The 6,835-nt window shown below is 62.7% G+C and carries 6 protein-coding genes; 2 read left to right on the top strand and 4 right to left on the bottom strand.

What is annotated here, in order from left to right; translation table 11 throughout:
* Positions 1–9 precede the first annotated feature (9 nt).
* Together M5G17_RS09525 and M5G17_RS09520 are read right to left on the bottom strand one after the other, a co-directional pair.
* Positions 10–897 (bottom strand): isocitrate lyase/PEP mutase family protein, encoded by an 888-nt coding sequence (locus tag M5G17_RS09525; RefSeq protein ID WP_273892681.1) that lies wholly within the window; start codon positions 895–897, stop codon positions 10–12.
* Positions 898–906: 9 nt separating this feature from the next.
* On the bottom strand, positions 907–1,812 hold the full coding sequence (locus tag M5G17_RS09520) for an amidohydrolase family protein (protein WP_273892680.1): 906 nt from the start codon (positions 1,810–1,812) through the stop codon (positions 907–909).
* Positions 1,813–1,935: 123 nt separating this feature from the next.
* On the opposite strand from M5G17_RS09520, the gene M5G17_RS09515 reads away from it, so the two are divergent.
* Complete coding sequence (locus M5G17_RS09515) at positions 1,936–2,820, top strand: LysR family transcriptional regulator (protein ID WP_273892679.1); 885 nt, start codon at positions 1,936–1,938, stop codon at positions 2,818–2,820.
* Positions 2,821–2,980: 160 nt separating this feature from the next.
* Positions 2,981–3,622, top strand: a complete 642-nt coding sequence (locus tag M5G17_RS09510) for a helix-turn-helix transcriptional regulator (protein WP_273892678.1) — start codon at positions 2,981–2,983, stop codon at positions 3,620–3,622.
* Positions 3,623–3,637: 15 nt separating this feature from the next.
* Here the strand turns inward: M5G17_RS09510 and M5G17_RS09505 are convergent, their stop codons facing one another.
* Both M5G17_RS09505 and macA read right to left on the bottom strand, forming a co-directional pair.
* Positions 3,638–5,641, bottom strand: coding sequence for a MacB family efflux pump subunit (locus M5G17_RS09505; protein ID WP_273892684.1), 2,004 nt, complete (start codon positions 5,639–5,641; stop codon positions 3,638–3,640).
* A 2-nt stretch (positions 5,642–5,643) separates the two neighbouring features.
* Positions 5,644–6,801, bottom strand: coding sequence for a macrolide transporter subunit MacA (gene macA, locus M5G17_RS09500; RefSeq protein WP_273892677.1), 1,158 nt, complete (start codon positions 6,799–6,801; stop codon positions 5,644–5,646).
* Positions 6,802–6,835: the final 34 nt, after the last annotated feature.

Below are 6,835 nucleotides of genomic sequence, written 5' to 3'. Positions count from 1 at the left end.
ATTTTTGCCTTATCTCGGCATAACCCCATAATGACTTTCAAGCGCCTCATAAAGCGATTTGTTCACCAACCGCTGACGCTCGGCAAACGGCACCACCAGCGTCGGGTCTTCGTCCAGGCGACCGTTGCGCAGCAACGAGGTCAAGGCGCGCTGCATGCCCAGTGAAGCACTCTGCAAGCCGGCATTGGCGTAGAGCACAATGCCGTAGCCGAGCTGGGCCAGCTCATCGCGGCTCAAGGTCGGTGTCTTGCCGCCAATCACGATGTTGATCAGGTTTGGCGTGCTGAACAGGTCCGGCAGGCGCCTGATGTCTTCAAGGCTTTCGGTCGCCTCGATGAACAGAATATCGGCGCCCGCCTCCACATAGCGGTGAGCGCGCTCGATCGCAGCCTCCATGCCTTCCACGGCGCAGGCGTCGGTGCGGGCGATGATCTGCACGTTGTGATCCTCGCGGGCATCGACCGCAGCCTTGAGTTTGCCAACCATCTCGGCACAGCTGATCACATCCTTGCCGTTGAAATGACCACACTTCTTCGGCAACACCTGGTCCTCGAACTGGATGGCGTCTGCGCCACTGCGCTCGAGCACATGTACCGAATGGCGCACATTCAAGGCATTGCCAAAACCGGTGTCGGCATCGACGATCAATGGCAGGTCGGTAGTATCGCGCACCCTGGCGGCATGTGCGGCCATCTCGTCCAGCCCGACGAAACCAAGATCAGGCAAACCGAGCGACATGTTGGTCACCCCCGCGCCGCTCAAATACAACGCCTGGAAACCAATATCGGTGGCGATTCGTGCGCTCAGCGCATTGAATACACCGGCGACCAGCAGCCCCTGGCGTGCCTCGACCTGGCGACGGAATGCGGCTCTGCGCTGCAAGCTTGAAACGCTCATGGAAACTCCTTATGGATTGAACTTGAACAGCTTCTGGGGGGTATGCATCATCACCTGGTCGCGCTCGCAGGGATCGGCCACCCAATCGAGCAGTGCCGACGTTGTCGCAGCGTAATCAACCCACTGCTGGTGTTGGGTGTGAGGCCAATCACTGCCCCACAGCAGCCGCGAACTGGAGAACGCCTGCAGCAGCAGTTTCGCAGCACGTTCACCGAAAGCACGACCGCAAGGGTCAGAGCACATCTGCGCACAGCGATAGGCGCCGGATAACTTGACCCAGACTCGCCCTGTGTCGCCTTGCGTGAGCAAGTACTGAAATCCGGGATCGGCCTCAGCCCGCTGCGGGTCCGGGCGACCGAAATGGTCGATTACCACCTTGCAACCGCCGTCCAACAATGCACCGAGCAGGTAAGGCAAGTCCTCGGCCTGGCACTGCACTTCAATGTGCCAGTCCAGGGCATTGATGCGGGCCATGAAACGTTGCCACAGCGGGCTGTGCAATTGCGGCAGCGCGCAACTGATCAGATTCAGTCGCACACCTACCACGCCCAGCCGTGCCAGCGCCTCAAGCTGTGCTTCGTCGATGTCCGGCTCTACCACCACCACGCCACGAAAACGCGAGGGATAACGCTTCAGTGCGGCCAGCAGGAAGGCATTGTCGGTGCCCAGAAAACTCGGCTGCACCAAAACACCATGGGAAATCCGGTTGGCCGCCAGCTGTTGCGCATAGTCATCCACGCTGGCGTTGTAGTCCGGCGTATGCCGCCGTTCCCGGGCCAGAGGCAAGCCCTGGATGAAGACGTGAGCGTGGCTGTCTATCGCGACCGCCGCAGGCGCGTCTTGAACGCACCAACGATCGGCAAACCCCTCGGCTGCTTGATCCTGGCTGATCGTTGTTTCGCCATCCCTGGTCATTGCACTTCCTTTTTACTGCCTGCCTGTGTGCAAGGCTTATTGGATCCGATCCATGACGTCATCCTATGAAAATCTTGGATTGACATCTATTATGTCAACGATCTATTTTCATATCGTGAGCTTATGGAAAACCGTCACCTGCGCTATTTCCTGGCGATTGCCGACACTGGCAGTATCACCCGCGCCGCCGAACATCTGGGCATCGCCCAGCCTGCGCTGAGCCAGGCCCTGGTGCGCATGGAAAAGGAGCTGGGGGTCAAGCTGTTCGAACGTTCGCGGCGCGGTGCACAGTTGACCTCGGCCGCCACTGCGATCATCGATGACATCCGCGTGAGCCTGGCCAGGATCGACTCAGCCACCCAGCGCGCACGCGCCATCGGTGCCAAACGCGCGGGTCGCCTGATCATTGGTTTTGTCTCCACGGCATTGTTCGGCGCCCTGCCCCGTGCGCTTGACCGCATGCAGGCAAGCTATCCAGGTGTCGAGGTCGTGCTACGAGAGATGAGCAATGCCGAGCAGGGCCTTGCTCTGCAACGGGGCGAAATTGATATCGGCCTGCTGCATACCCCCGTGTCGATCCAGGGCAACATGCGCGAGAAGCTCATCAGCCAGGACCCGTTGATTGCCGTGCTACCCAGTGGCTATGCCGTGGGCGATGACGGCAGGGTAAGCATGGAGCAGCTTGCCGCAACAGGCCTGGTGTGGTTTCCGGAACAGCAGTTGCCCTTGATTCGAAATGCCATTTTGGCCACGTTTCGCCGCCTCGGGCACCCGATCCAGATTATCCAGGAGGCCAACCGCACCCTGACAGTCGTCGCCTACGTTGCTGCCGGCCGTGGGGTTTCACTGTTGCCGGCAACGGTGCAGGCCTTGCAGTTCGATGGCATGAAATACAGCGAGATCCGCGATGGCGCCGACTTGCCGCATTTCGAACTCAGTGCCATCTGGCCTGCCCAGTCCAAGCCAACCATGGCCGACCGCTTCGCCGAGCTGCTGTTTGCCCAGTAGGCGCTTTACCGCAAAGTGGCCATTATTACGCCATTACCGCCATTCACCCTACCGTCACCCAATCCTTGTACTAGGATAGCTAGCACCACCCGCCGCAGGCCCAGGATGGAGCCCCAGACGCCGGCGGGTCACTGCACCACCGAACCTCATGGATGACACGATGAATTCGCACTTGCTCTTCCCGCAGATCGGCAAAGTCATTGCCAGCACCGGCAGCCGCCAGTTCCCGCGCATGTTGCACGACCTGATCCAGGCCCATCTGACCATCGACGCCATGCAGATCCGCCCGCTCTGCGTCACCTCTTGCGCCTACAACGGCGACGCTAACCTGATCAGTGAAACGGTGTTTTCCTCCGAGCCGTGTCCCGACGGCGACTTCAGCGACCCGTCACGCCTGCACTTGATTCGCCGCAAGGACGGCCATAGCCACGAGATCCGTGTGTTGCGCGCCGCTCACGGGTTCTCGGCGCGCGAACGCGGCCATCTGGAAGACATCTCGCCCTTGCTGCTGCCCATGCTGGACAAGCACATCAATGCCTTGCAGCCCACTGCCACCGAGCGCAGCGGGCCGGAGCGGCTGCAGCAGCGTTTTCTCGAGCGCCTGAGCCAGTCGGCCCTGGTGCTGTCGCAACGCGAGTGCCAGGTATGCCTCGGCCTGCTGGCCGGGCATACCGCACCGGAGCAGGCCGAGCGCCTGGAACTCAAGGTCAACACGGTGGAAAGCTACCTGCGCCGGGCGGCGATCAAGCTGGGAATCAGTGGCCGCCATGGGTTACTGCGCTGGATGTATGCCGACGCCTGAGCAAGGGCGCCGGCCTCAATCGCGCGCCAGTGCCTCGATCGGGTCCAGGCGCGCGGCATTGCGCGCCGGCACGAAGCCGAACAGCACCCCGATCAGGCTCGAACAGGCAAAGGCCATGACGATCGAGCCCGGCGAAAACACCATCTCCCATTGTTTGACGAACAACTCGAACAGGTAACCGATCCCGTACGACAAGGCGATGCCGACCACGCCGCCGAACAGGCAGACCATCACCGCCTCCACCAGGAACTGCTGGCGGATATCCGACTGGCGCGCACCCACCGCCATGCGGATGCCGATCTCCCGGGTCCGCTCGGTCACCGAGACCAGCATGATGTTCATCACCCCGATGCCACCCACCACCAGCGAAATCACCGCGATCAACGACAGCAGCAGGGTCAGCGAGCGGCTGGTTTTTTGCATCGTTTGCATGATGCTGTCGAGGTTGTTGGTGAAGAAGTCTTTGGTGCCGTGGCGCTGCAGCATCAGCTTGGTCACTTCCTCCTCCACCCGTTTGCTCGGCACACCGTCCTTGACCCGCACGCTGATGCTGTCCAGGTGGCGCTGGCCCAGCACCCGGCCCGCAGCCGTCTCGTAGGGCAGCCAGATGTTCAGAGTGTTGCTGGCGACGAACAGGTTCTTGTTCAGCGCGGTCACGCCGATCACCGTACACGGCAGGTTGCCGACCAGGATCACCTGCCCCAGCGGGTCGACACCCTGGCCAAACAGACGCTTGCGGGTGTTGTGGTCGATCACCACCACCTGCGCCTGGCGCTGGGCATCCTCGGCACTGAAGACGATACCGGCGGCCAGGGGAATGTTGCGCACCTGGAAATAACGCTCGCTGACGCCGTTGAGCTGTACATCGACATCCAGGTTGCGATAGCGCACCAGGGTGCTCTGGCCGATCACCGGGGTGGCGCTGTCGACGTAATACAGCGCGTTGAGCGCGACCACATCCGCCGGGACCAGGGTTTCGATGGCCTTGGCCCGGCTATCGCCGAAGTTGCTCCCCGAAAAGATATCGATGGTGTTGCTGCCGATCGCCTGGATGTCCTTGAGCACGTAGCCCTTGGCGCCCTCGCCGATGGCCGAGATGGAGACCACCGAGGTGATGCCGATGACGATCCCGAGCATGGTCAGCAAGGTCCGCATACGGTGCGAGAGCAAGGCGATCCAGGCCATCTTGAAGGCTTCGCGAAACAACCCCAGGCTGGCCACCAGGCGGCGCCCTGCATGTGCCTGCGCCGCAGGCTCGCTGACCGAGGCGGTTGCAGGCGGGCGAACCGTGCGCCGGTCCGCGACAATCTGCCCGTCGCTGACCTCGATCACTCGCTCGGCGTGGGCGGCGACCTTGGGGTCATGGGTCACCAGGATCACCGTGTGCCCGGCGGCGTGCAGTTCCAGGAGGATGTTCATCACCTCCTTGCCGCTGTGGCTGTCCAGTGCCCCGGTGGGCTCGTCGGCGAGGATCACCTGGCCGCCGTTCATCAACGCCCGGCAGATACTCACCCGCTGCTGTTGCCCACCCGATAACTGGCTGGGCCGGTGTGCCAGGTGCCCGGCCAGGCCCAGGCGGGTCAGCAGGTCACGGGCGCGCTGGTGGCGCTGGGCCGGCGGTGTGCCGGCGTACACGGCGGGAATCTCGACGTTATGCAGGGCGTCCAGGTGCGCCAGCAGGTGGTAGCGCTGAAAGATAAAGCCAAAATGGTCGCGCCGCAGCGCCGCCAGGGCATCGCTGTCCAGGGCGCGGGTTTCCTGGCCGCCGACCTGGTAGCTGCCGCTGCTGGCGTGATCCAGACAACCGAGGATGTTCATCAGGGTCGACTTGCCCGAGCCGGAGGCACCGATGATCGCCACCAGCTCGCCGCTGTCGATCTGCAGGTCGATGTCCTTGAGCGCCAGGAACTCCCGGTCGCCTGCGCGAAAGCTGCGGCTGACGCCCTGCAAGCGCAGCAGCGGCTCTGCGGCCTTTGCCGCAGCAGCAGTGTGCGGGCGCAACTCAGCGGTCATGTCCATGCTCATGCGCCCGCCTCCTGCGTGACCGGATCACCGATCACTACCCGGTCGCCTTCGGCAAGGCCCTGGCGGATCTGCACCTTGACGTTATTGTTGATCCCGGCCTGGACGTTACGCACCTGGGCAAAGCCTTTGTCGTCGAGGACTTTCACCGGGTAGCTGCCATCGCCGTTGCGCGGACCCAGCGCCGCCACCGGCACAGTCAACACGCCCTCGGCGGTGTCGAGGACGATATGCACCTGGGCGGTCATCGAGATGCGTAGGCGATGCTCCGGGTTGGGCACCTCGAACAAGGCGTTGTAGAACACCGCGCTGCTCTGCTTGCCACCCCCGCTGGCGTTCTTGTCGGCGCTTTGCGCATAGCCTTGGGGGGCCGGCTCAGTGCCGCGCAGCGTGGCATGGTAGCGCTTGTCCTCGCCCAGGATGGTGAAGTACACCGGTTGCCCGGGGCTGATGTGGATCACATCGGCTTCCGAGACCTGGGCCTTGATGGTCATGGTGTCCAGGTCAGCCAGTTTGAGCAGCACCGGCGCCAGTTGGTTGGCAATCACCGTCTGGCCTTCCTGGGTGACGATGCCGACCACATGGCCATTGATCGGTGCGTTGATGCGGGTGTAGCCCAGGTTGACCCTGGCCGTGTCGATCTCGACCCGCGCACTCTTGATCTGCGCATCCAGTGAGCGTACCGCCGCTTGCTGCACCAGGTACCCGGACTCGGAGTTCTCGTAATCCTGGCGCGAGATCGCCTCGTCGCTCTGCAGTTCCCGGTAGCGCTCGTAGACGCTTCTGGCCTGGGTCAACTGGGCCAGGGCCGAACGTCGCTCGGCCTGCAGCTTTTCTTCGTCGACCTCGGCCTGGCGCAGGGTATTGCGCAGCACCAGCGGGTCAATCTCGGCCAGCCACTGGCCCTCGCTGACCTTGTCGCCCAGCTTGACCTTGAGCGACTTCAACTGCCCGGAGACCTGGGCGCCGACATCCACCTGCTTGACGCCTTCGAGCATGCCGCTGGCGAGCACGGCATTTTCAATGTCGCCCCGCTCAACCACCGCAGTGATGTACTGCGGCGGTTTGGCCGGGGCCTGGACGGCATACAGGGTGATGCCGAGCACCAGGGCTGCGGCGATGGCGAGGCTGATCTTGCGCATTTTGCTGGTTTTCATGACTACCTGCTGTTCAAGGGGGGGCACTACACGG

Source organism: Pseudomonas rubra, assembly GCF_028656935.1.
Classification (GTDB): Bacteria; Pseudomonadota; Gammaproteobacteria; order Pseudomonadales; family Pseudomonadaceae; genus Aquipseudomonas; species Aquipseudomonas rubra.
The sequence above is the reverse complement of the archived record's forward strand: the minus strand, read 5'-3'. Positions and strand labels throughout refer to the sequence as shown.